The sequence below is a fragment of the Pseudomonas mandelii genome, from assembly GCF_024138395.1.
Taxonomy (GTDB): Bacteria; Pseudomonadota; Gammaproteobacteria; order Pseudomonadales; family Pseudomonadaceae; genus Aquipseudomonas; species Aquipseudomonas mandelii_E.
Map to the genome: position 1 here is coordinate 61,803 of NZ_JAMYDU010000021.1, position 23,050 is coordinate 84,852.

The 23,050-nt window shown below is 60.0% G+C and carries 26 protein-coding genes; 9 read left to right on the forward strand and 17 right to left on the reverse strand.

The window, feature by feature from the left end; all coding sequences use genetic code 11:
• Positions 1-10 precede the first annotated feature (10 nt).
• Genes dsbG through dsbD form a run of 3 tightly spaced genes read right to left on the reverse strand, consistent with a single transcriptional unit; the run spans position 11 to position 3,353 of the window.
• On the reverse strand, positions 11-778 hold the full coding sequence (dsbG, locus tag NHU87_RS23140) for a thiol:disulfide interchange protein DsbG (RefSeq protein ID WP_253552748.1): 768 nt from the start codon (positions 776-778) through the stop codon (positions 11-13).
• Complete coding sequence (locus NHU87_RS23145; RefSeq protein WP_253552749.1) at positions 754-1,620, reverse strand: TlpA disulfide reductase family protein; 867 nt, start codon at positions 1,618-1,620, stop codon at positions 754-756. The genes dsbG and NHU87_RS23145 overlap by 25 nt, the downstream gene beginning before the upstream one ends.
• A complete protein-coding gene (dsbD, locus tag NHU87_RS23150; RefSeq protein WP_253552751.1) occupies positions 1,620-3,353 on the reverse strand; it encodes a protein-disulfide reductase DsbD in 1,734 nt (577 codons plus the stop codon). The genes NHU87_RS23145 and dsbD overlap by 1 nt, the downstream gene beginning before the upstream one ends.
• Before the next feature lie 153 nt (positions 3,354-3,506).
• On the opposite strand from dsbD, the gene NHU87_RS23155 reads away from it, so the two are divergent.
• From NHU87_RS23155 to NHU87_RS23175, 5 genes are all read left to right on the forward strand, one after another.
• Positions 3,507-4,187, forward strand: a complete 681-nt coding sequence (locus tag NHU87_RS23155; RefSeq protein ID WP_038982275.1) for a response regulator — start codon at positions 3,507-3,509, stop codon at positions 4,185-4,187.
• Positions 4,184-5,509 carry an ATP-binding protein gene (locus NHU87_RS23160; protein ID WP_253552753.1) on the forward strand — a complete coding sequence of 442 codons (1,326 nt, stop codon included), beginning with the start codon at positions 4,184-4,186 and terminating at the stop codon, positions 5,507-5,509. Before NHU87_RS23155 ends, NHU87_RS23160 begins: the two co-directional genes overlap by 4 nt.
• Before the next feature lie 214 nt (positions 5,510-5,723).
• Positions 5,724-6,209, forward strand: a complete 486-nt coding sequence (locus tag NHU87_RS23165) for a GNAT family N-acetyltransferase (RefSeq protein WP_253552754.1) — start codon at positions 5,724-5,726, stop codon at positions 6,207-6,209.
• A 143-nt stretch (positions 6,210-6,352) separates the two neighbouring features.
• Complete coding sequence (locus NHU87_RS23170; RefSeq protein WP_253552755.1) at positions 6,353-7,765, forward strand: aspartate aminotransferase family protein; 1,413 nt, start codon at positions 6,353-6,355, stop codon at positions 7,763-7,765.
• An 81-nt stretch (positions 7,766-7,846) separates the two neighbouring features.
• Positions 7,847-8,074, forward strand: a complete 228-nt coding sequence (locus tag NHU87_RS23175) for an MbtH family protein (RefSeq protein ID WP_007934245.1) — start codon at positions 7,847-7,849, stop codon at positions 8,072-8,074.
• Between the two features lie 186 nt (positions 8,075-8,260).
• Here NHU87_RS23175 and NHU87_RS23180 read toward each other — a convergent pair whose 3' ends face one another.
• The 9 genes from NHU87_RS23180 to NHU87_RS23220 form a co-directional block, all read right to left on the reverse strand.
• Complete coding sequence (locus NHU87_RS23180) at positions 8,261-9,232, reverse strand: metal ABC transporter substrate-binding protein (RefSeq protein ID WP_253552756.1); 972 nt, start codon at positions 9,230-9,232, stop codon at positions 8,261-8,263.
• Positions 9,233-10,132 carry a metal ABC transporter permease gene (locus NHU87_RS23185; RefSeq protein WP_007906536.1) on the reverse strand — a complete coding sequence of 300 codons (900 nt, stop codon included), beginning with the start codon at positions 10,130-10,132 and terminating at the stop codon, positions 9,233-9,235.
• Positions 10,132-10,869, reverse strand: a complete 738-nt coding sequence (locus NHU87_RS23190; RefSeq protein WP_253552757.1) for a metal ABC transporter ATP-binding protein — start codon at positions 10,867-10,869, stop codon at positions 10,132-10,134. Before NHU87_RS23190 ends, NHU87_RS23185 begins: the two co-directional genes overlap by 1 nt.
• Positions 10,866-11,795, reverse strand: a complete 930-nt coding sequence (locus NHU87_RS23195; protein WP_253552758.1) for a metal ABC transporter substrate-binding protein — start codon at positions 11,793-11,795, stop codon at positions 10,866-10,868. The genes NHU87_RS23190 and NHU87_RS23195 overlap by 4 nt, the downstream gene beginning before the upstream one ends.
• A gap of 35 nt (positions 11,796-11,830) precedes the next feature.
• Positions 11,831-12,406: a DUF6162 family protein gene (locus tag NHU87_RS23200; RefSeq protein ID WP_253552760.1), complete on the reverse strand. Its 576-nt coding sequence runs from the start codon at positions 12,404-12,406 to the stop codon at positions 11,831-11,833.
• A gap of 8 nt (positions 12,407-12,414) precedes the next feature.
• The gene (locus NHU87_RS23205; protein ID WP_253552761.1) at positions 12,415-12,735 is read right to left on the reverse strand and encodes a hypothetical protein; all 321 of its coding nucleotides are present in this window, start codon (positions 12,733-12,735) and stop codon (positions 12,415-12,417) included.
• Entirely contained in the window at positions 12,732-13,274 is a 543-nt protein-coding gene (locus tag NHU87_RS23210) for a thiamine pyrophosphate-binding protein (RefSeq protein WP_253552762.1), read from the reverse strand. Before NHU87_RS23210 ends, NHU87_RS23205 begins: the two co-directional genes overlap by 4 nt.
• A complete protein-coding gene (locus tag NHU87_RS23215; RefSeq protein WP_253552763.1) occupies positions 13,271-14,476 on the reverse strand; it encodes a PepSY-associated TM helix domain-containing protein in 1,206 nt (401 codons plus the stop codon). The genes NHU87_RS23210 and NHU87_RS23215 overlap by 4 nt, the downstream gene beginning before the upstream one ends.
• 366 nt (positions 14,477-14,842) lie before the next feature.
• Positions 14,843-15,301, reverse strand: a complete 459-nt coding sequence (locus tag NHU87_RS23220) for a VOC family protein (protein WP_253552764.1) — start codon at positions 15,299-15,301, stop codon at positions 14,843-14,845.
• A gap of 447 nt (positions 15,302-15,748) precedes the next feature.
• Between NHU87_RS23220 and NHU87_RS23225 the strand changes: the two genes are divergently transcribed.
• The 4 genes from NHU87_RS23225 to NHU87_RS23240 all read left to right on the forward strand — a co-directional run bounded on the left by NHU87_RS23225 (position 15,749) and on the right by NHU87_RS23240 (position 19,972).
• Positions 15,749-16,018: a hypothetical protein gene (locus NHU87_RS23225; protein WP_253552765.1), complete on the forward strand. Its 270-nt coding sequence runs from the start codon at positions 15,749-15,751 to the stop codon at positions 16,016-16,018.
• Positions 16,019-16,117: 99 nt separating this feature from the next.
• The gene (locus NHU87_RS23230; RefSeq protein WP_253552767.1) at positions 16,118-16,732 is read left to right on the forward strand and encodes a LysE family translocator; all 615 of its coding nucleotides are present in this window, start codon (positions 16,118-16,120) and stop codon (positions 16,730-16,732) included.
• Between the two features lie 205 nt (positions 16,733-16,937).
• Complete coding sequence (locus NHU87_RS23235; protein ID WP_253552768.1) at positions 16,938-18,104, forward strand: cysteine desulfurase family protein; 1,167 nt, start codon at positions 16,938-16,940, stop codon at positions 18,102-18,104.
• Positions 18,105-18,163: 59 nt separating this feature from the next.
• Positions 18,164-19,972 (forward strand): aminopeptidase P family protein, encoded by a 1,809-nt coding sequence (locus NHU87_RS23240; RefSeq protein ID WP_253552769.1) that lies wholly within the window; start codon positions 18,164-18,166, stop codon positions 19,970-19,972.
• Positions 19,973-20,030: 58 nt separating this feature from the next.
• Here the strand turns inward: NHU87_RS23240 and NHU87_RS23245 are convergent, their stop codons facing one another.
• The 5 genes from NHU87_RS23245 to NHU87_RS23265 all read right to left on the reverse strand — a co-directional run.
• A complete protein-coding gene (locus tag NHU87_RS23245) occupies positions 20,031-20,627 on the reverse strand; it encodes a 2-hydroxychromene-2-carboxylate isomerase (RefSeq protein WP_253552770.1) in 597 nt (198 codons plus the stop codon).
• A 36-nt stretch (positions 20,628-20,663) separates the two neighbouring features.
• Complete coding sequence (locus NHU87_RS23250; protein ID WP_253552771.1) at positions 20,664-21,404, reverse strand: SDR family oxidoreductase; 741 nt, start codon at positions 21,402-21,404, stop codon at positions 20,664-20,666.
• Positions 21,405-21,504: 100 nt separating this feature from the next.
• A complete protein-coding gene (locus NHU87_RS23255; RefSeq protein ID WP_253552772.1) occupies positions 21,505-21,786 on the reverse strand; it encodes a hypothetical protein in 282 nt (93 codons plus the stop codon).
• 168 nt (positions 21,787-21,954) lie between these two features.
• A complete protein-coding gene (rhtA, locus tag NHU87_RS23260) occupies positions 21,955-22,842 on the reverse strand; it encodes a threonine/homoserine exporter RhtA (protein WP_253552773.1) in 888 nt (295 codons plus the stop codon).
• A partial coding sequence (locus tag NHU87_RS23265) for a hypothetical protein (protein ID WP_253552774.1) occupies positions 22,839-23,050 on the reverse strand: 212 nt, incomplete at its 5' end. The genes NHU87_RS23265 and rhtA, both read right to left, overlap by 4 nt.

Sequence of the window (23,050 nt, forward strand, 5' to 3'; positions counted from 1 at the left end):
GCCGGTGTGGTCACTTAGGCCCAAGAATCTTCACCAATTTCTCCGGCGACGGCGCGCCTTGCTGCTGTTGCAGCTGACCTTTGTCATCCATGTAGAAAATCGCCGGGGTGGCGGCCAGCTCCAGGTCTTCCATCAACTGCATGTTCGCCGCGAGTTTCGCTTGAATGGCCGGCGGCACATCTTTCAGGGCTTTGAGCGAACTGTCCTTGCCGGATTTCTCGTGGTCTGCCAACGCTTTTTGCGGGTCCTTGGCGGCCAGCAGCGCGGCGGATTTGCCCGGGCTGTCTTCGCGAATGATGCCGACCATAATGTGCCGCAACTGCACCTTGCCGGCCTTGACCCACGGCCGCGCCTGTTCCCAGAACATGTTGCAGTACGGGCAATTCGGGTCGCTGAACAGATAGACGATTCGCGGCGCATCCTTGTTGCCGTCACCGATCCAGTTGCTCGCTTCCATCTTGCCCCAGACTTCCTTGGCCATCGGCGCGTAGACCAGTTTCTGCAACGGCGCGCTGCTCAGGTCATTGCCTTCGGCGTCATACAAATTACCCAGCAGTACATGTTTGCCATCCGGGGTCAGGTACAACGCCATGCCACGGTTCTGGTACTGCGCCGCATAACCGCGCAAGCCGTCGGGTGCGTCGAAAGTGCCGACAATTTTGGCGCCCTTGGCTTCGATCTTCTTGATCGCTTCAGGCAATTCTTCGGCCTGTACCGACGGCAAGTGCAGCAGGGCGGCACCCAGGGTTAACGTCAGCAGGTGGCGGAGGCGGAGCATGGCAATTTCCTTGAAGGCGTGGCCGAGGTGGCCGGGTTCGGGGTGTCGAAGTTTTCCAGGGCGCGGGCCAGGCTGGCTTCAGAGAGCTCGCCCAGATGGCTGCCCAGCAGCTGCCCGGCGGGGCTATAGAACAGCGTAGTCGGCAATGCCATGGAACCCACGGCCTGACCCAATCGACCGCTGCCATCGAACAGCACGTTAGTCAGGCTCAGGCCCTGGGTTTCGAGGAAGGTGCTGACGCTCTGCATGCTTTCAGCCTGGTTGACGAACAGAAAGGTCAGGTCCGGACGCTGTTGCTGAGCGTGTTCCAGCACCGGCATTTCCCGGCGGCACGGCGGACACCAGGTGGCCCAAAGATTGATGACCAACGGCCCGCCCTGGTAGTCGCTGAGCTGTATGGTTTGGCCGGCGGCATTGCGCAGGGTGATCTGCGGCAGGCGCGTGCCTTGTTCGTAAATATTCAGGGAGAACGTCGCCAGCAGCCAGAATGCCAGACCGCAGCCTACGCCGAAGCCTAACGGGCGACGCAGGGCCGGGCGACGCCAGCCTCGATACAGGGCGACAAGCAACAGCACGACCACCCCGGGCCAGGCGAGAAAACCACCGTCGCGCAGGTCGATGATCTGCCATGGATCGTTGCGATACTGCGCCCAGTAGGCGATCACGAAACCGACCCGGGCCGCCAGCATGCCCAGCAGGAACAGGCTGAACAGCACTGACTCCGGGTTCTCGCCGCCACGCTTGGCCACCCGCCAGCCGACAAAAGTCGCCAGCGCCAGGGCACTGATCAGCAGCAGGTGATTAAGCGCGATGGCAAAGGTGCCGAGGGTAAAGGTCAGCATTAACGAGCGTCTCGGGTGATGGTCCAGCGTTGCAGGAAGGTGCCGGCATCGACCTCACCGGTGATGCGGTGGCTGCGGCGCTCTTCGCCGTCGGGGCCGATCCACAACAGGCTTGGTGGCCCCGGCACTTTATAACGGCCGAGCAGTTCGCGGCTGGCGGCATTGTCGGCGGTGACGTCCAGCCGTAGCAAGCGCACATCGCTGAGCGCTTGCAGGACCTGCGCTTTGCCGAAGACCTTTTTTTCCATGACTTTGCACGACACACACCAGTCGGCGTAGTAGTCCAGCAGTACCCATTGGCCCTGCAGCCTGGCCGCGTCGAGTTCGCGTTGCAGGGCGGCGGGTTCCTTGACCGTGGTGAAGGCATCATGAGCGCTGGGCGCGGCAGCGCCGGTACGGCCGGCGCTATACACCTGCAGCGGCTGATACGGATCGTCACCGCCACCCGCCGCACCGACCATCAGCAGGCTGCCCCACAGTCCCAACAACAGCGAACTGGCGCCGAACAGTTGGGCGATGCGGCCGAAGCCTTCGGATTGTTTCCACGCGCTGTAGGCAGCGATCAGCAACAAGGCGCCACCCAGACCGAGCCACAACGACGGGTCCAGAACCGGCCGCAGCATCAGCAATGCCGTAGCGAGGAACAGAAAGCCAAATACACCCTTGAGCAAGTTCATCCACGCGCCGGGTTTGGGCAGGAAACGATTACCGACCGTTACCAGCAGCAACAGCGGCACACCAATGCCGATGCCCATGGCGAACAGAATCAGCCCGCCGTGCAGCGCATTACCGCTCTGCGCGATGTAGAGCAGGGCACCTGCCAGGGGTGCGGTCATGCAAGGACCGACCAGCAGGCCGGACAATGCCCCGAGCACACCGGCACCGATCAGGCTGCCACCGCGCTGATTGCGCGAAACATGCTCCAGCCGATCGCGCACGGCCACTGGCAATTGCAGCTCGAAGAAACCGAACATCGGCAAGGCCAGCAGCACGAACACCGCCGCGAAGCTGCCCAACAGCCATGGATTCTGCAGCAGTGCCTGAAGATTCGCCCCGAGCAGCGCAGCCAGAACGCCCATCGCCGCATACACCAGCGCCATGCTCACGACGTAACTGGTCGCCAGGGCGAAACCGCGTTTCGGTGTGGCCCCACTGCCAACGATCAAACCCGCCAGAATCGGCAGCATCGGCAACGAGCAAGGCGTGAACGCCAACAGCAGCCCCAGGCCAAAGAACACCAGCAGGCTCCAACCCAACGCTCGTTGTTGCAGGCCGCTGGCCAAGGCCTGGTCCGGGGCTTCGACGGTCGCCGCCGTTGTTGCCTGGCCACCGAGATCGATGATTTGAGTCTGCGGCGGATAACACAAACCGGCATCGGCGCAGCCCTGAAAGCCAACTTTGATCTGACCAGTGGCTCCGGCCGGTATCTTCAGCTCCAGGCCCTGGCGGTAGACTTGCTGTTCGCCGAAGAACTCGTCGCTATGGGACTCGCCCTCGGGCAGAACCGGCACTTGCTCTGGGGCCAGCCCGTCGAATTTCAGGCGTTTCTGATACAGGTAATATTTGTCGGCAATTTGCCAATAGAGCTGGGTTTCCCCGGATTCAAGGCGTTCGGAGGTGAAGATGAACGCTTTTTCCACCGGGAGAAAATCTGGTTTTGTTTCGAACGGATTCGTTCCAGCCTGGGCCATACCCGAGATCAACAGAACAAAAAATAAAAACAATCGACGCATGGGTAAGCCTTATCCCTGTGCAAGTGAGGTGCACAGTGGCGGGCGGCGATTAACCGATGATTAACCACACTCGCCTTGTGACAATGGCACTTGCGGCATAATGTCCGCTTAATCGGCTACCGGCCTAATCACCTTTTTTCTACGGGGCTCACCATGCACGTACTGGTTTGCGAAGACGATGAGCTAATCGCCAGCGGCATCGTTGCCGGGCTTACTGCCCAAGGCTTGACCGTGGAGCATGTCGCCACCGCCTCGGCAGCCCGGGCGATGCTCAAAGTCGCGGAGTTCGACGTCATGGTGCTCGATCTCGGTCTGCCCGATGAAGATGGCCTGAAGCTGTTGCAGCAGTTGCGTCACCATGGCCTGGAAATCCCGGTGCTGATCCTCACCGCGCGGGACTCGGTCACCGATCGCGTCGACGGCCTGCAAGCCGGTGCCGACGACTACTTGCTCAAACCGTTCGACCTGCGCGAACTTGCCGCGCGCCTGCACACCTTGTTACGACGAGTGGCGGGGCGCAGCGTCAATCTGATTGAACACGGTCGTTTGACCTACGACCCGAGCAGCCGCGAAACCCTGCTCGGTGGCCAATCGGTGGATTTGTCGCGCCGCGAGCAATCGCTGTTGCAAGCCTTGCTGCATAACCGTGGCCGGGTATTGTCCACCGAGCAACTGAAGGACAGTGTCTACGGTTTTAACGATGAGCTGGAAAGCAACGCCCTTAACGTCCACATCCATCACCTGCGGCGCAAACTCGGCAATGGCATTGTCGAGACGGTGCGTGGCCTGGGCTATCGCCTGGGGCCGGCCGATGGCGGAGAGCAATCGAAGTGATGAGCCTGCGTTTGCGGCTGAGCCTGACCCTCGGCGCCGCGTTTGCGCTGATCTGGGCCCTGGCCGCCGCCTGGATGCTCAGTGATCTGCGCAACCAGATGATGTTTTCCCTCGACCAGCGGCTGGTAGCGTCGGCGCGGATGGTGGCCGGGTTGCTGGAGCAACTGCCGGCGTTGCCGAGCAAGGGCGAGGGAACCCATTTCAGCGCTGAACAGCTGAGCATCCCTGGCGGCATGGCCTGTCAGGTCAGCTCGTTGCGCGGCGAAATCCTGGCCCGCAGCCACAGTAGTCCCGAACAAAACCTGGAAGCCGAAAAAATGGGCTTCCACGATCAAATAATCGACGGCGCACCGTGGCGCAGCTTCACCCTGGCGCGCGGTGATGTGCGCATTACCACCGCCGACCGGCAGATCGAACGCGAAGCACTGAACATGTCCATTCTGCTGGCGGCCTCGGTGCCGGTCGGCGTGGCGCTGCTGGGCTGCCTGTGCCTGTTGTGGCTCGGCATCGGTCAGGGGCTGGCACCGCTCAATCGTATGCGCGATGCGTTGATGCGGCGTAGCGCCGATTCACTGGAGCCGTTGCAGATTCAGCCGTTACCCAGCGAGCTGCAACCGCTGCTGGAAACCCAGAATCAGTTGTTCCTGCGCATCGGCAAGACCATCGAGCGCGAACGGCGCCTGACCGGTGATGCGGCGCACGAGTTGCGTAGCCCGCTGACTGCGATCAAAACCCACCTGCAAGTGGCGCGCATGACCGAAGGCAGCGCTCGGGATCAGTCCCTGGCGCGGGCTGAAGAGGGCGCCGACCGGTTGCATCGCACGCTTGAACAATTGCTGCTGCTGGCGCGCGTCGAGGGCAGCCTGTCATTCGATGATGGCGTGCAATGCAGCGCCGAGCAGGTGGCGAAACTGGCGATACAGGATGCCGCCAGCGGTGATCGTCAGCGGATCAAGTTTCGGTTGCCGGCCACATTCTCCGATGCGCCGCTGCAAATGCCCGCGGTGCTGTCGATTGCCGCATTGCGCAACTTGCTCGACAACGCCCTGCGCCATACCCCGGGCGATGGAGCAGTGGAACTGAGCCTGGAAACCACCAATAATCGTGTGCGCTTTTTGGTCCGCGACCACGGCCCGGGGATTGCCGAAGATGACCTGCAACACCTGACCCAACGTTTCTGGCGCAACGGCCAGAGCACCGGTTGCGGCCTCGGCCTGGCGATTGTCCAGGCCATCGTCCAGCGCTGCGGCTGCACCCTGCATTTTGACAGCCGCCCGGATGGCTTGCGGGTTGAATTGACGATGCCGTTGCAACCGGTCTAACCAACAACACAAAACCCTGTGGGAGCGGGCTTGCCCGCGATAGCGGTCTGTCAGACGCAGCATTGCTCCATGTGCCACCGCCATCGCGGGCAAGCCCGCTCCCACAGGGTTCGATGTCGCACATCAAATGTAACTTCTCTCCGTTGGTATTCGAGCCGCCACCGGCGCTATCGTCCCCGGCAGCTTTGACTCAATGGATTGAGGTAACAGCGCCATGGATGCATCGATACACATCTGCAAGGCAACGCCTGCCGACGCCGGGATCATCAGCCGGATCGTCGAGCGCTCCATTCGCGTCGGCTGCGCGCTCGACCACCGCAACGATCCGCGAACCGTCGCCACCTGGACCCACAACAAAACCACCGAACACGTGCAGCCCTGGCTGGCCGACCCACGGTTGTACCTGAACATCGCCCTGTTGCAGGACAAACCGATCGGCGTCGCCATGGCGGCGATCAGTGGCAAGGTTGCGTTCTGTTACGTGCAACCGGAATGGTTTCGGCGCGGCGCCGGACAAGCGCTGGTGCAGGATCTCGAGACGTGGTTGATCGCGCAGGGTTTGCCTCAGGCGCGGCTCAACAGCACCCGTACCGGCGAGGCGTTTTACCGCCGTCTGGGTTACCGGGCCTGCGCTGAAACCTTCACCATCGCGGGACTCCACGCCATTCCCATGCACAAGGCGCTGTCGCCACCTTCATAGAAAGCTGATCGAGGGTCTAAATCCTTGAGGTCCTGATGCGTTTCCAGAACAGGAAAACCTGCAAGTGCGCCCCATGACCGGAACGCGCACCTGCCCGGTGTGCAGTTTTGGTCACTATCAACAGCGTATTGAGGGATCGAGAGATGTCAGTCGCTACCAGCCTTATCGAAGATCAGCAGGCTCGGCTCGTCCCGACACCTGCCGAGACGCTTTATCAGTTCAACGAATCGCCATTGCTGGCGCGTCAAAGCCAGCAGGAATCGAATGCTCGCAGCTACCCGCGGCGCATTCCCCTGGCACTCAAGCGTGCCAAGGGCATTTATGTCGAGGACGTCGAAGGCCGCAGTTTCATCGATTGCCTGGCCGGTGCGGGGACGCTGGCTCTGGGGCACAACCACCCGGTGGTGATCGAAGCGATCCAGCAAGTGCTGGCTGATGAACTGCCGCTGCACACACTCGACCTGACCACGCCGGTGAAGGATCAGTTTGTCCAGGACCTGTTCGGTCTGTTGCCACAGGCATTGGCCGCTGAAGCCAAAATTCAGTTCTGTGGCCCTACCGGTACCGATGCGGTGGAAGCCGCGCTGAAACTGGTGCGCACTGCCACCGGACGCAGCACGGTTTTGTCGTTCCAGGGCGGTTACCACGGCATGAGCCAGGGCGCGCTGAGCCTGATGGGCAGTCTGGGGCCGAAAAAGCCGTTGGGTGCGTTGCTCAGCAGCGGTGTGCAATTCATGCCCTATCCCTACGATTACCGTTGCCCATTCGGGCTCGGCGGCACGCAGGGGGTGCAGGTTAATCTGAGTTACCTGGAAAACCTGCTGAATGATCCAGAGGCCGGCGTGCAATTGCCCGCTGCGGTGATCGTCGAAGCGGTGCAGGGCGAGGGCGGGGTGATTCCGGCCGATCTCGACTGGCTGCGCGGCTTGCGACGCATCACCGAGAAGGCCGGCGTAGCGCTGATCGTCGATGAAATCCAGAGCGGTTTTGCCCGCACCGGCAAGATGTTCGCCTTCGAGCACGCCGGAATCATTCCGGACGTGGTGGTGCTGTCCAAAGCCATCGGCGGCAGCCTGCCGCTGGCGGTGGTGGTCTATCGCGACTGGCTCGACACCTGGCTGCCGGGCGCGCATGCCGGAACCTTTCGCGGTAATCAGATGGCCATGGCCGCCGGCTCCGCAGTGATGCGCTACCTGACAGAGCACAAGGTGTGCGAGCACGCCGCCGCCATGGGTGAACGCTTGAGTGAACACTTGCACATCCTGCAACGGGACTTCCCGCAGATGGGCGACATCCGCGGACGTGGCTTGATGCTGGGCGTCGAACTGGTCGATCTGGCTGGCGTGCCAGACGCTCAGGGCCATCCACCGATATTCGCTCGTCTGGCGCCGCTGGTGCAGCGCGAATGCCTCAAACGCGGATTGATCCTGGAGCTGGGCGGGCGTCACGGCGGTGTCGTGCGTTTCTTGCCGCCGCTGGTGATCACAGCAGCAGAAATCGACCGCGTGGCTGACATTTTCGGCAGGGCCATGGCCGCCGCCACCGCCAGCCTTTAAATTTTTTGGTGCCTTGAACGTTCCTTCTACATAACGGCTGCGCACGGCGCGCAGCCCACCCTACAGCGATGGAGAGACAGCATGACGTCAGTATTCGACCGCGAGGACATCCTCTTTCAGGTCGTGGTCAACCACGAAGAGCAATACTCGATCTGGCCCGACTACAAAGCCGTGCCACAAGGCTGGCGCACCGTGGGCAAGAGTGGCCTGAAAAAGGAATGCCTGGCCTACATCGAAGAGGTCTGGACCGACATGCGTCCACTGAGCCTGCGCCAGAAAATGGAAGAACAGGCGGCTGTGGCTCACTGAGTCACCGCCCAAAAAGAAGCCCGCTGAACCGGTGACGGTCAGCGGGCTTTTTTCATGACTTGAAATCGCCTTCGCGGGCAAGCCTCGCTCCTACAGGGTTTGTGTCGATCACAGTATGTATGGACTCCCCAAACCCTGTAGGAGCGAGGCTTGCCCGCGAAGAACGATAACGCGGTTTAGCTGACGTTACACCCCGCTCAATCCCTTGATCACCAAATCCACATTCCCTTCCAATTCGGCCACCGGATCCACCGTATCGACACTCAACACCACCAACCGACTACCAGCCTCGGCAATCACCGCTTTCATCGCATCCGACGGCTGCCGATGATGCAACACCACCGCCACATCATTGTCCTTGAGCGTCGCACCCAGTTGTTTGAGCGCCTCCGGCGTCCACTCCGCATCCGGTCGTGCATCGAAGCCAACCAGCTCCAGGTTGAGGCCACCGATCAGATAGCCGAAATGATCGCTCAGGCTCATCACACTCAAGTTGTCGGCATTGGCCAGCCGTGACTCGCTGTCCGCGCTGAGCTTGAGCAGGCGCTGTTTGAGTGCTGCCAGGTTGGCGTCGATTTTCGGCTTGGCCGCTGGTGCCAGGCGCACCAGGTCTGCCGCCATCACATCCGCCATGCGCCCCATGTTGTTGCTGGCCAGCCAAGGCTGACTGTTCAAACCATCGACCTTGTTGCCAGGCTGCACCGCGATGCCGGGCAAGGCGCCGTCCACCGGGCGGGCGGCGTCGATTTCAATGATGCGGATATTGCTGCGACGAGCGTTCGGGTATAGCGGATCGTCCGGCCAGAGCGAGCGCAGGCCGATGACGGCATCGGCGTCGACCGCCAATTTATTGAGCTCCGGAGCGCCACGACCGGTGAAATAAGCGGTCTGCCGACTGCCGGGCAGGTTGGCCGGTGCGGCGCGCTCAAGGCTGACATCGGTGCCCTCCAGCAGCAGGGCGCCCAGACCGTAGGTCACAGGCAATGCCGCCAGGACCAGCACTTTGTGCGTTGAAGTCGAGGCGAAGAGCGCGGTGTTACCGACACCGTGATTGGCCAACAGACGCATCGGTTCGAAGGTGTCGGTGGCGAATGCGTTGAACGAGGCAGGCCCACACAAGGTCACCGCCAGGGTCAATTGACGCAGAGAAAAAGACATTTATCCGAGGTTCCCTTTCAGACTTGGAACGATGCCGCGAGCAATCGCGGCCAGGGCGAAGGCGATACCGGCCACCAGAATGATCGCGGCACCGGACGGGATAGGCAGGTCAAAGACAATCGGCGCGAGAATTCCGCACAGCGTGCTGACCGTGGCGATCAGCACCGAACACCAGAAGAAACCCTTCAACGACTGACTGAGCAATCGCGCGGCCGCCGCTGGAATCACCAGCAGGGCACCGACCAGAATCGCGCCGATGACTTTCACCGCCGCCACCGTGATCAGGGTCACCAGAATCACGAACAGGTAATCCAGAGTCTTCACCGCCACACCGCGTACCGCCGCCAATTGCGGATTGAAACTGGCAAGCATGATGCGGTTGTACAGCGGCAGGGCCAGCGCCATCACCAGCGAACCAACGATGGCCAATACCAGCAGGTCATTGCCGTTGACCGTCAGGACCGAACCGAACAGTACGTTTTCCAGAATGTGCACGTTGATCTTGCCCGCCAGAATCAGCAGCAGGCTCGCACCCAGCGCCAACGATACGGAGAGAAACACACCGATCAACGTGTCCGGCGCCAACCCCGTGCGGTTACGCAGGTAGTTGAGCAAAATGCCGAACAGCAGGCAGTAACCGAACAGACTGCCGTAAGGCCCGGTGTAGGGCTCACCCAGCAGAATGCCAATGGCTACACCGGTCAGCGCCGCGTGGCCCACGGCTTCGGAGAAAAATGCGAAGCGCTTGACCACCACCAGCGTACCCAAACCGCCCAACACTGGGCCGATCAGCAGGCCAGCGAGCAGGGCATTGACCACAAATCCATAGGCCAGCGCTTCCGGGAGGTAACCCGACGAGGCCCAACCCTGGACCATCAAACGAAAGGCTTCGTAACTCATCAGGCAGCGCTCCGGGGATGGGTCGAGAACAAGGTCAGCAGTCGCTCCGGGGTCAGCGCCTCTTTCGGTGTGGCATCGAACAGCACCCGGCGATTGAGCCCGGTGACCCGGTCCGCCAGACGCCCGACCGCTTCCAGATCATGCTCGATCCACAGCACGGTGATGCCGCTCTGGCGCCAGTCGCCAAGCAACCGTTCGAACACCTGAATGCCGGCCTCATCGAGGGCCGACATCGGTTCGTCGAGCACCAGCAACTTCGGCGCTGGAATCAGCCCTTGGGCCAACAAAACGCGCTGGCGCTCACCGCCGGAGAGGGCGCCCATGCGCCGCTTACGCTTGTCCTGCATGCCGACCCGCTCCAGCGCTTCGCCGATGGCCGCCGCGTAATGTTTGCTCAACCCGAGAAACGCCGGGCGCCGCTGACACATCGCGGCCATGAAGTCATCGACCGTCATCGGTAAACCGCGATCGAATTCCAGCGCCTGAGGCACGTAGCCGATGGTTCCCGGTTCGCCAGGCCATTGCAGACTCAAGCGACCCTGATGCGGCATTTGCCCCAGCAGGGTCTTGATCAGCGAACTCTTGCCGCCACCGTTGGGGCCGACCAGTGCATGCACGCTGCCGGGCCGGACCTGAAAGGTCACCTTGTCGAGGATTGTTGTGCGGCCCAGCGTGAGGCTGACTTCGGTAAAATCGAGGGTCGGGCCATACGCGATCAGGGTTTCTTGAGCCGTCATGCGCCGGACTCCTGAATCGCCCGGACCACGGTGTTGAGGTTGCCGGTCATTTCTTTTTCGTACTTGTCGGCGGTGTATTCGCCATAGGAAATGTGCGACAGCGGGTACAGCTTCACCCCGGATTCACGCTGGATGGTCTCGACGTAAGTGGACGGGAAATCCATCTCCGAGAAGATCACTTTCACGTCCAGTTCCCGCAGTTGATCGATGGTCTTTTTCAACTGGCTGGGGCTCGGTTCGATGCCGTGGGCCGGCTCGACCACGGCAGTTACTTCCAAGCCAAACTCGCGCAGCAAATAGTCGTAGGCCGCATGCACCGTGGCCACGCGCAATTCGGCGTTCGGCGCCTGGGTCAGTTTTGCCAGGGCATCGGCGCGCATCTGTCGCAGGCGTTTGCCGTAGGCACGGGCATTCTGGGTGTAGGTTTTGGCGTTGCTCGGGTCGAGCTTGCCCAGTTCCCGGGCGATGTTGTTGACCTGGGCAATGGAGGCACTGATCGACAAAAACGTGTGCGGATTGACCACCTTGCCGGCGCCCCGAGCAGCAACGCCGGTGGCGGCCAGCAGGGGCACGTTTTCGTTGGCTTCGATCACCTTGATGTTCGGGGTTTCGCTGGCGGCGATCATGCGATCGGCGAAGTCGTCATGGCCCACGCCGTTAAGCACGATCACGTCCAGCCCGCCGATGCGTTTGATGTCTTCGGCCCGAGGCTCGTAAGCATGCGGGTTGAAACCGGCCGGAATCAGCGGCACCACTTCGGCCTTGTCACCGACGATGTTGGCCACGTAACTGTAATAAGGGTGCAGGGTGATGCCGATGCGCAGGCGCTTGGTTTCGTCGGCACTGGCCAGTGGTGTCAGCAAACAGGCAAACAGACCGACCAGCAGCAGGCGGAAAAAGGCATGACATTGAGATGAACTAGGCATGGGAAGGCGGTCTTCTCTCGGGTGAAGGCGAGGGTTCAATGCCGATGCTGGCGAGTGACGCCGGCATCGAATTGCGCGACGATCTGCTGCCAGCCGGCGCCGTTGAGCGCAGCGTCGGTGAGATCGTTCGGCGCGGGGAGGGCACTGCCGCGGTTGAGCCAGATGTCTGGCGCGGAGTCGTCTGCCGCGGTCAAACGCAGCAAAAACGAGCCGGCGACGGTTGGGGTCTGGCTCTGGCCGAAGTACGCCTTGGCGTCCAGCAACTGCCAGGCATGGCCGCCGCGGCTGACAGAACTGGCGTCCTGGGCAAACGGTGCAAAACCTTCACCGGCGAGGGTGGCGGGTGTGGGCAGTGCCTGTTGTTCCTGTCGCAACAGATGAATTTCATCCAGCGTGACCCGCAAATCGGCGTAGATACCTTGTTCGGATGCGCTCAGATCACGACGGGCATCCAGTTGATGACTGCCAACGCTGCTCACTTCTTGAGCTTCGCCACGCCAGGCGACCACCGAGCCGGCAACCGCCAGGATCATCAGGCACAACAGCAACACATAAAGGGTTTCATGGCCGGCACCGGCCGGGCGAACAACTTGGGTGGTGGGCGAGGTCATGCTCACGTTCAGGGCGCCTCGATGTCGGCTTGGTCGATCTCGACGACATGGCCGGGACCAGCGTCGAACAACACGTAGAACTCGGCGCCAGGCTTCTTGAACGTCAGAGTCGAATCGGCGCCGAGCTTGCCCGGCACCAGAATGGTTTCGTCGTAGCCGATCACGTCAAGGGTCACTCCTGGTGCGCCGCTGCCGTCGGAAAAACCGCCGGTGCATTGAATCTGTTCGGCGTCGATGGCCTTGCATTCGCACATTGGGTTGTGGGCCAGTGCGGCGGTGCTGAAGGTGGCACAGAACATCAATAGAACGGGGCGAAAAGCGCTGATCATGGTTTGCCTCCTTGTTTGTTCAGCCATGCGAGAGTGGCCGGGGATGCCTGGCTCAGGGGGATGGACGCTTGATGCATGGCGCCGTCCCAGCCTTCCATGGTGATCCACAGCTCGGCGTCGGCTTTGGTCTTTTCAGGCACCGGTAGCATCGCGCCCATGCGGTACGGTGTGCCGAAGAAAATCGCCCCGGCCGCGCGCAAGCTGCGGGGTTTTCCGATGCGCAGGTAAGTCGCCTTGACCTGATCGCGACAGAGTTCGCACAGCGCCGCGTTGAAGCCTTTCATGTAGCCGGCGGGGCCAGTCAGTCGCGGCGCTTCGTTGCGCAGTTCGGCCAGTCGCAGGCTCCAGGGACCGACCTGGATTTCGCCGATCTCTCGCTCCCCCAGTCCGCTGTCGCCGCGAAACAGCGAGGCGTCGGCAAAATATTTGGGCATGAAGCCCAAAGGGATCAGCAACAAGAGAATGTTGATGTGGAAGCGCCATTTGTGCCAAAGCAGGCTTGCCCGTGAAGGCGGCGATGCAGGGATTGCCTTGCTCACAGGTTGCCCTCCGGAGTCTGTTGGTTCATGACCGTTTGCGGTCTCGACACCGGGCGCGGGGCCTTGTTGCTGCGCTTGAACGCATTGGCGGTGGCCAGGGCGGTGCGTTTGGTCCAGATCAGCAAACCGCTGAGCACCATCATGCTCAGCAGCAAACCGAAGAAGAACCAGATCAGCTTGATCCAGATCCCGCCAAAGTCACCGGTGTGCAACGGACGCATCGACTCGGTCACGAACTCCAGGCCGGTGCGATCGGTCAGCAACCGCGTGCTGGCGATATCGCCGTTGTACGGGTTGACCTCGGCCGTCTGGAACATCAGCGGATACCAGCTGCGACCGCCGACCGAAAGATGGCTGTAAGCATTGCTCGGCAGGGTGACAAAACTGGCATCGAGTCCGGGGATCTGCTCTTGAGCGACCTTGATCGCCTGTTCCAGATTGATCATTGGGGCCGGCTTGCCGGTGCTGGTCAGCGGCACGCTTTCGCGCGAAACGACCGACACCACCGGTTCCGTGGTAATCGAAATCTGGTTATCGAACAGAATCGCCTTGATCAGGAACCAGACACCTGTGATGGAAATCACCGCAATGAACCAGATCGACCAGATGCCGCTGAGCCGGTGAAAGTCGCCCCAGAAAATCCGCGCGCCATGACGAATGCGCAGGGTCGGTCGGAAAAAGCTTTTCCAGAACCGCTTGTAGACCACCAGCCCGGTGACCAGCGACGCCAGCATCGGCAGCGCCAGGAACGACACCAGATACCAGCCCCAGCTGTAGCCATTGGTGAACGGCACCAGCCACCAGCCATGCAGTGCGCGGGTGAATGCCTTGAAATTGAATTGTGGAGCGGTGCCCTGAATCACCCCGCTGTAGGGGTTCACGTAGACCGTCACCGAGCGTCCGTCCGGGTAACTGACGTCGACGTCCAGGGCGAAATGCGATTCGTCGGGGCGACTGATGCCCTCGACCAGCGTCTGGGGTTCGGCCTTTTTGATGGCGGCGATGATCTCGTCATAATTGAGCCGCGGCGCATCGTCCGAAGGCGGGCTGGCACGCATTTGCGGGTTGGCCAGCCAGACGATCTCCTGACTGACCACCGCTAGCGTGCCAGTCACACAGACGATCAATACAAAGAACCAGATGGGCAGCGCCAGCCAGCTATGGACCAGAAACCAGAGTTTTGAGCGGGATTTCTTCGACATGATTAAAGGTCTTGTTTCGATGAGAGGAGCGCTGCTGTGGGCTTCCCAGCATTGCGCTCCATGAAAAGTCCGGCCGTGGCTTTTGCCTACGCGACCGACTGCATCTAAATAAGACGTATGAGCATCGGAAATCCCGAAAAGGGATATGAAAGTAAATGTTTCGTATTGCTGGGCTGGCGGGGGAGCGGGTTATTAGCGATAAGGTCTGACCGTTGATGTTGATGTTGATGTTGAAGGTGATGGCCTCTTCGCGAGCAAGCCCGCTCCCACAGTGGATCGGTGTTGTACACACATTATGTGTACGCAGCCGATCAACTGTGGGAGCGGGCTTGCTCGCGAAGGGGCCCGAACATTCACTGAAAAAACTCACCCCTGCTTAAACATCTCCTTCGCCCGCTGTTCAATCTGTTCCTGAGTCAGATCCTCTTTATGCGTGGCCAGAAACCACAGATGCCCATAAGGGTCCTTCAAAGTCCCCGAACGGTCGCCATAAAACTGGTCCTTGACCTCGGACACCACCGTGGCACCGGCATCGATGGCCTGTTTAAAGGACTTGTCCACATCGTTCACATACAAATGCAGGCCCACGGACTGCGACTTGTCCGGGTTGCTCAGTGGCCCCTCGTCACACGGTGTACCAAGCATGATCGGGCAGTCGCCGATACGCAGTTCGGCATGCCCGATGCCGCCATCGGGCATGGCCAGGCGCATGACTTCGGTGGCACTAAAGGCTTTCTTGTAGAAGTCGATGGCTTCGGCAGCTTTCTGAATGCCCAGATAAGGGGTGATGCTGTGATAACCCTCTGGAATAGGTTTTACGCTCATGACGGTTCTCCTTTTGTTGTGGGATTAGGGTGTTCCTTCGCCGATTTCCGGTCGAATAACTATAGGTCAGCCCCTTCGCCATATTCGAGTGCCCGACGAGCAGCAGCGCCATTGTTCACAGCCACTGCTTATACGCAAGGAGGGCAACAGGATGCTTAGCGGCTTTGCAGCCACGCACAATTCCTCTTTTGAACGACGTTTCCCTGTAGGAGCGAGGCTTGCCCGCGAAGCAAACGCCGCGGTTTAGCTGATGCACCGCGTTATCGTTCTTCGCGGGCAAGCCTCGCTCCTACAGATCGCTTCGATTTCGCCGCTCAATTGCTGGCGCGACGCGTTTGGGCAATCTTTTGACCCGATACCCACTATCGAGAACGTTGATTTCTACCCTTCGAGCGGCACCGGTAGCCTGTGTTCATTGCCCCGAACCCAGATCGACGGACACCCGAAATGAAATCTCTATTCGCCACTTTCCTGTTGCTTGCCGTTTCTGTTCTCGCCGGATGTGCCAGCCATGTTTCACCGGAATTGCGGCCCTACACCGCTGAAGAAGCCCGGGAACTGGCGCTGGAGGCACTGAATCGTCGCGGCTTGTCCTTCGACGAGTACCATGCGAAGAAAGCCGAATTGCTCGGCCAGCCACCAAAATCGTTCAGTTTCGACAAACAAGGTGAGATGAACGCCGAACGCGCAGTACAGCTGCATGGTCGTCCGAGCTGAGCGCGACTGTACTGCTCGAACTTTCACGCAACTGTCCATGGGTTTCCTTCAAGGCGTGCGATAGGGTCAATACTTGACTGACCCTGATGGACTGCCCCCATGACACTCTCGCTCGACCTGCTGCTGGGCTTTGCCCTGTTTGCCCTTGTCACATCGATCACCCCCGGCCCGAACAACACCATGTTGCTGGCCTCGGGCGTGAATTTCGGCTTTCACCGCACCATCCCCCACATGCTGGGCATCACCTGCGGCTTCTTCGTCCTGGTGGTCGCCGTCGGTTTCGGCTTGGGTACGGTGTTTCAAACCTATCCAATCCTTTACACCGTGTTGCGCTATGTCGGCGCGGCGTATTTGCTGTACCTGGCGTGGAAAATTGCTCATTCCGGGCCGGTAGCCGACGGGGAACAGGGCGAGGGTAAACCGATCAGTTATTTGGGCGCGGCAGCCTTTCAATGGGTCAACCCCAAGGCCTGGATCATGGCCATCGGCGCCATCAGCACCTACACACCGATGCAGGGCTATTTCACCAATGTGATTGTGATTGCCGCGGTCTTCGCTTTGATCAACCTGCCAAGCGTCGGGGTGTGGGCCGGTTGCGGCACGCTATTGCGCAATGTGCTGCGCGATCGCCGCTGGCTGCGGCTGTTCAATTGGGGCATGGCCTTACTGTTAGTGGCTTCGCTGTATCCGTTATTGCTTGAAAGTTTTAGCTGACGCATTGCTTCATCCGGTTGCCCGATGCCTGTTAAGCTCGACTTCAGGAGCGTTCCTACGCACTTTTAAATGAAGTTGTTCTTCTTTAATGGCCTCCGATCAGGTATTGCTGTCGTTCTGATAATTCGGTGTCGCTCATGAGGCGGTGCTTTGAAATTTCCAGTGACGAGCTTCCTGATCCCGGAACACGCTCTGCGAGTCTTTTATGAATAAACGTCCGTTGTATTTCGACTACGCCGCCACCACGCCGGTGGATGAGCGGGTCATCAAGGTCATGGTCGAGTGCCTGGGTTTCACCGGTAACTTCGGCAATCCAGCGTCCAGTTCCCACGCCTTCGGCCAACAGGCCCGGCAATCGGTCGAGCAAGCACGGCGCCAGGTCGCCGAATTGGTGGGAGCCCAGGCGGAGCAGATTGTCTGGACCTCCGGCGCCACCGAATCCAACAACCTTGCCCTCAAGGGCGTGGCTCAGGCCCGCCGTGTGTCCGGCGGCCACATCATCACCAGCCAGATCGAACACAAAGCGATTCTCGACACTGCAAAACAGTTGCAGGACGCGGGCGTTGCGGTGACGTATCTGGTGCCCGATGCCGAAGGCCTGATTACCCCGCAAGCGGTCAGCGAAGCGATGCGTGCGGACACCTTTCTGGTGTCGTTGATGCTGGTCAATAATGAACTGGGCACCCTCAACGATATCCCGGCCATCGGCCAGGTGGTGCGTGATCGCGATGCGTTATTCCACATTGATGCGGCACAGGGCGCGGGTAAAGTGGCGATCGATCTGGCCCGGTGGCCGGTGGATTTGATGTCGTTCTCGGCGCACAAGGTTTACGGTCCCAAAGGCATCGGCGCGCTGTATGTCGGCCCGCGTGCGCAGCAGCGTCTGCAGGCGCAGATCCACGGCGGCGGTCACGAGGGCGGGTTGCGTTCCGGCACTCTGGCGACGCACCAGATTGCCGCGATGGGGGCAGCCTTCGCGTTGGCGGCCACCTCGTTCGATGAAGAAAAAGCCACCATCACGCGTCTGCGTGAACGCTTGCTCGAGCCTTTGCTGAGCATTCCCGGCGCGCGTCTCAATGGCAGTCCGACCCAGCGCATACCCCATACCTTGAGCCTGACTTTCAATGAAGGCGAGTTCAGTTCGGCGGCATTGAGCACCTCGATCGCATTTTCCGCGACCTCGGCTTGTAACTCCGCCAGCAATGCGCCATCCCATGTACTGCTGGCCCTGGGGCATGACGCGCGCTCGGCCAGTCGCACCGTTCGCTTGAGCCTGGGGCGTTTCACCACCGATCAGGATATCGACCAAGCGGTCCATCTGATTAAAGCAGCTTGCGCCAGTGCTCCGGCATTCTGGGCGACAGGACCTTAAAAGCGCTGACGTCGATCGGCACTCAACAATAATGATGAAAGTGGTTAGCAGGAGACACGATGAGTACGCAGCCTTCGATCAATGGATCGGTGCCCGAGCGCTTGGCGCAAACCCGCGAGCTGATGAGCCGGGAGGGTATTCATGCCCTTCTGGTGCCGTCGGCCGACCCGCACCTGTCGGAATATCTGCCAGGTTATTGGCAGGGACGGCAGTGGCTGTCAGGTTTTCATGGCTCAGTCGGTACGCTGATTGTCACACTGGATTTTGCCGGCGTCTGGGCCGACAGCCGCTACTGGGAACAAGCAAGCAAGGAACTCAGGGGCAGCGGCATCGAGCTGGTCAAGCTGCAACCGGGTCAACCCGGCTCGCTCGATTGGCTGGCCGAGCAAACCCCTGAAGGCGCTGTCGTCGCAGTCGATGGTGCGGTGATTGCCGTGGCGTCGGCGCGTACTCTGACCAGCAAACTCGAAGAACGCGGCGCACGTCTGCGCACCGACATCGATCTGCTGAATGGCGTCTGGAGTGACCGTCCGAGTCTGCCGATCGAGCCTATCTATCAACATTTGCCGCCTCAGGCGACGGTCAGCCGTGGCGAAAAACTCACCAAACTGCGTGAGGTACTGAAAGAGCGCGGTGCCGACTGGCACTTCATCGCCACCCTCGATGACATCGCCTGGCTGTTCAACCTGCGCGGCGGCGATGTGTCGTTCAACCCGGTGTTCGTGTCCTTCGCCCTGATCAGCCAGCAGCAGGCCACCTTGTTCGTCGCCCTGAGCAAAGTGAGCGCCGAGCTGCGCGCCATTCTCGAGCAGGACGGCGTGACCCTGCGCGATTACAGCGAAGTAACCGCCGCCTTGCGCGCCGTGCCGAGCGGCGAGAGCCTGCAAGTCGATCCGGCGCGGGTCACGGCTGGTCTGCTGGATAACCTGAACAGCGGCGTGAAACTGCTCGAAGGCCTGAACCCGACCACCTTGGCCAAGTCGCAGAAAAGCCTGGCCGATGCCGAGCACATTCGTCGGGCCATGGAGCAGGATGGCGCGGCGCTGTGCGAATTCTTCGCCTGGCTGGAAGCGGCCTTGGGGCGTGAGCGCATCACCGAACTGACCATCGACGAACACCTGACCGCGGCGCGTACCCGACGCCCGGATTATGTGTCGCTGAGCTTCAACACCATTGCCGCGTTTAACGCCAACGGTGCGATGCCGCACTACCACGCCACCGAAGAAGAACACGCGGTGATCGAAGGTGACGGCCTGTTGCTGATTGACTCGGGTGGCCAGTATTTAGGCGGTACCACCGACATCACCCGAATGGTGCCGGTGGGTACGCCGACTGACGAGCAGAAGCGCGATTGCACCCGAGTGCTCAAAGGCGTGATTGCACTCTCCCGTGCACAGTTCCCACGAGGCATTCTGTCGCCGTTGCTGGACGCTATTGCCCGCGCACCAATCTGGGCCGAAAGCGTCGACTATGGTCACGGCACCGGTCACGGCGTTGGTTACTTCCTCAATGTTCACGAAGGTCCACAAGTCATCGCCTATCAGGCCGCGGCTGCACCGCAAACCGCGATGCAGCCGGGCATGATCACCTCCATCGAGCCGGGCACCTACCGTCCGGGTCGCTGGGGTGTGCGGATCGAGAATCTGGTGTTGAATCGTGAAGCAGGCAAGAGCGAATTCGGTGAGTTCCTGAAATTCGAAACCCTGACCCTGTGCCCGATCGACACCCGTTGCCTGGAATCGTCGCTACTGACCGAAGAGGAGAAGCAGTGGTTCAACGGTTATCACGCCGAGGTGCGTGAACGCTTGAGCCCGTTGCTCGATGGCGCGGCCCTCGAATGGTTGAACATCCGAACCGTGGCTATTTGAGCGGTTTGAGTTCAGGCGCTGTTTTCAGCGCCTGGTTCAGGTCATAGGCAGGCGCTGGTTACTGCGCACGCAGGGCTTCAAGGACGAAGTCCAGCCGATCCTGGCCGAAGAACAGCTGACCCTCGACAAACATGCTCGGCGCACCGAATACGCCACGTTGCACCGCTTCCTCGGTGTTTTCCTTGAGGGTGGCTTTGACGGCCTCATCGGCAGTCAGTGCCAGCACTTCGTTCGGATCAAAACCGTTTTGCGTCAACACGACGGCGACGGTCGCTGGATCATCGAGACTGCGTCCTTCAACCCAAAGGGCGTGAAACAGGCAATCGATAAACGCCTGAAAGCGTTCGGGGTGACGCAGTTGCATCCCTGTGACAGCTCGCATCAGCATCAGGGTATTGATCGGGAAGTTCGGGTTGAACTTCAGCGGTACGCCATAGCGTTTGGCATAGCGGTCCAGGTCCTGAAACATGTAGCGACCTTTGGCCGGTACGGTGATGGGGGAAGCATTGCCGGTAGCTTTGAAGACGCCACCCAACAGCATCGGTCTGTAGATCAGCTGACTATCGGTCTGCTCGCAGATCTTCGGCAGTTGGGTATAGGCCAAGTAAGTGGCGGGGCTGCCGAGGTCGAAAAAGAACTCCACGGTTTTGCTCATGGTCGATGTGCTCTTCTTATTGTTGGAAGGGGAGGGCTACCAGCGTTCGTTCCAGGGGCGCAGATCCAGCTCGAAGGTCCAGGCATCCCGTGGCTGGCTGTGCAGGTACCAATAGTTGTCGGCGATGTGCTCGGGATTGAGAATGCCGTCCTCATCCTTGGTCGCATATTTTTCCGGAAAATTGTCGCGGATAAAGTCGGTATCGATGGCGCCATCAACAACGACGTGGGCGACGTGGATGTTCATCGGTCCCAGTTCGCGGGCCATGCTTTGCGCCAAGGCGCGAATACCGTGCTTGGCACCGGCGAAGGCGGCGAAACCCGCGGCACCGCGCAAGCCAGCGGTGGCTCCGGTGAACAGGATCGTGCCCCGTTGGCGGGTGACCATGCGCTTGGCCACTTCACGGGCGTTGAGAAACCCTGAGAAACAGGCCATTTCCCAAATCTTGAAATACTTGCGGGCGGTTTCTTCGAGAATACTGCAAGGCACATTGGCGCCGATATTGAAGACGAACGCTTCAATGGGGCCGATCTCGGTTTCGATCTGCTCGATGAGCGCTATCACATCCTCTTCATTACGCGCATCGCAGGCAAAACCGTGAGCCTCGCCGCCACTGGCTGTGATGGACTCTACCAATGGCTGGAGTTTGTCTGCGCTGCGACGTGTGACGCAGGCGACATACCCTTCACGGGCAAAACGTTTGGCGATGGCGCCGCCGGTGGCATCGCCTGCGCCGACGACCAATACGATTTTCTTGTTATTGATTGCAGTGGTCATGGATATCGCCCTTTGCTGAACGGTCATTGACTGACGAACGTTAGCAGCATTGGGGGCGAATCGCCTATCAGGCTACGTAAGCCCGATAGAAAGGGAAGGGTTATTTGCAAATGACGATCATGCTGCGGCTGGTATAGCCGGCAGGGTTGAGGCCGAACGGATAGTCGCCGGGTTCTTCCACCGCATCCCCTGACTTGGCGATGACCTTGTATCCCTTGGGCGCACAAGAATTGGCGGCGCTGGTGTAGCACTTGTCCCACGAGGACGAGAGCCCCGAACAGTTGATATGCAGCCCTCTCTTGCCGTGTTTCGTCTGGGTTTTCGAGGTCGCCGCGCAGCCCGCAATTGCAAGTACGGCGATCAGTATCAAAATTCGTTTCATTGCTGTCCTTAATAGCGGCCCCGGATCTGTGCCTGGGTCTGCCTGCATTCGCTTTTGCTTGAAGCGTTCTGATATCCCTATCTGAAAAAATCCATGTCTGACACTGAGTTACGTAGCCTAAACATGGCCTAATTGAGCGGCAAATACCAGACCTTCGTCAATCTTGTTTCAATCCGCTGCGACCACAGGCTTGGCGCTACTCCCCATGGTCATGGTCGCGCCGACGGAAGCCAGAATGATGCACAGGATAGCCATCCACTGTGACAGGGAAAGGTATTCCTGGAGGAACAACAAGCCGGACAGCGCGCCGATCGCAGGTTCGATGCTCATCAACGTACCGAAGGTTCGGGCTGGAATCCGTGTGAGGGCGACCATCTCCAGGGTATAGGGCAGAGCGGTGGACAGAATGGCGACCCCGATGGCCACGGGAATCAACGAGGGAGTCAGTAACGCGGCGCCAGCGTGGACAATGCCGATGGGCGCTACGAACAGGGCAGCAATCATCACGCCCAATGCTGCGGTCTGCACCCCATTATCCGCACCAGCCTTTTGGCCGAACAGAATGTACAGCGCCCAGCAGACACCAGCACCCAGCGCATAACCTGCGCCTACCAGGTCGATGCCCGCGCTCGTGGCGCCTATGGGAATCAATAGCAGTAAACCCAAGGCTGCCAGAGCGATCCATAAAAAGTCGATCGCTCGACGTGAGGCATAGATAGCGACTGCCAATGGGCCGGTGAACTCCAGGGCTACGGCGATACCCAGGGGGACAGTGCGCAAGGACATATAGAAGAGGAAGTTCATGCCGCCCAATGCCATCCCGTAGACGATAACGGTGCGCAGGGATTTCGCGGTGAGCTTCGCTCGCCATGGGCGCAATATCAGCAGCATGATCACACTGGCGAAGATCAGTCGCAGGGTGGTCGTTCCTTGAGCACCGATAACCGGGAACATGCTTTTGGCCAAGGATGCTCCGGACTGGATCGATGCCATGGCTATCAAGAGCAGGCCAACCGAGAACAGGGTCGAGGCAAGACTGCGGGGGTGATCATTCATTGCGTGGCATCGTCCGAAGTAGCAAGCGAGAGTATTGTTTTTTGTGTTGGGCAATATACTGCGCATTCATTGCGGGCGCGTCTATATATAAGCAAGGATTTTGGACATCCTGATAGAAAAACCAAATCAGGGGTTGACGGCAGATTCTGAAAGCCTATAATTCGCCCCACTTCCGGCGCAGTCGAAACGGAAAACTCCTTGGTAAACA